The sequence below is a fragment of the Kitasatospora cystarginea genome (assembly GCF_039533515.1).
Lineage (GTDB): Bacteria > Actinomycetota > Actinomycetes > Streptomycetales > Streptomycetaceae > Kitasatospora > Kitasatospora cystarginea.
This window is the reverse complement of record NZ_BAAATR010000175.1, coordinates 1-1148: the sequence shown is the minus strand read 5'-3', so window position 1 is coordinate 1148 and position 1148 is coordinate 1. Positions and strand designations below refer to the sequence as shown.

Sequence of the window (1148 nt, the reverse complement as noted above, 5' to 3'; positions counted from 1 at the left end):
GGGCGTGCTGTTTGTGCCTGTGGGTATGGCGAGGGCCCGGCTGTCGCGCGGGTGGGCGCCGGGTTCCACGGCTCCGGGGGTGGTCGGCTGCTCGTCAGGACAGGGCTTCGGTGCTGGTCAGCCCGGGCGCGGTAGGGCCTGGAGGCGCTCGAAGGCGCTGGTGATCAGGTCGGTCCAGGGCCAGTGGCGGGCGAGGCGGAGCACGCGGCGGCGGCCGGTGGTGACGAGTTGGGCGGCGGCGGAGAACAGCCTCAGCCGCAGGCGCTTGGGCTCCCATCGGCGGTCGGGACCGGTCAGGGCGAGCATCGGCATCCAGGCCAGCAGGTCGAGTGCGAGCTGGACGATCTCCAACCAGATCTGGTTCTGCGCGGCATCGTGAAGGGGCAGGTTGCGCAGGCCGGTGTCGCGGGCAGCGCGGATGCGGTCCTCGGCGCGGGCCCGCTGGCGGTGTCGCAGCTCCAGCTGGGCGATCGGGGTGTCGGTGGTGCTGGTGGCGAAGCAGGTCAGCCGCATCCCGTCGGCATCGGTGAAGCGCAACTGGGCGCCGGGGTGGGGTCGTTCCTTGCGGACGATCAGCCGCATTCCATTCGGCCAGCCCTTGAGGACATCCCCAGCGAGCTCGGCGACCCAGGCGCCGTCGCGGACTTCGCCGTCCGGCTCGATCGCGGGCGTCCAGGCCGAGGCCGGCACGAGCAGGACGGCCTGGTGGATGGCGTCGGTGATGGTCATCCCCACCGAGTAGGACAGCCACCTTCCGCGTGCGGTGAGCCAGTTGAGGAACTTGTGGGTGCCGCCGCCGGAGTCGGTGCGGATGAGGGTGCGCCGTCCGCGCCGATACTTCTTCGGCAGCTGGGCCAAGGCCAGGCGGGCGGCGGCGATGTGGTCGCTGGCGGTGTTGCTGCCCGCGTTGCCGGGCCGCAGCAGGCCCGCAACCGGCTCTCCGCACCCCTCACCGCCGTGGTCGACGAACGCGAACAGCGGGTGGTGGCCGAAGGTCCTCTTCCAGGTCTTGGCGGCGTGTTCCTTCTCGGAGTGCGCCAGGACCAGCACGCCGTCGATATCGACGATCACCTCGCCGCCCATGTCCGGGGCCGACTCGCTGGCCAACTTCCAGGCCCGCTCGCGGACTTCGGCGCTGGCTCGGCGGA

At 71.8% G+C, this 1148-nt stretch carries 1 protein-coding gene; it reads right to left on the bottom strand.

Features of this window, described 5'->3' with window-relative positions:
* Positions 1 to 117: 117 nt before the first annotated feature.
* A partial coding sequence (locus tag ABD369_RS40660) for an IS1380 family transposase (protein WP_344641671.1) occupies positions 118 to 1148 on the bottom strand: 1031 nt, incomplete at its 5' end.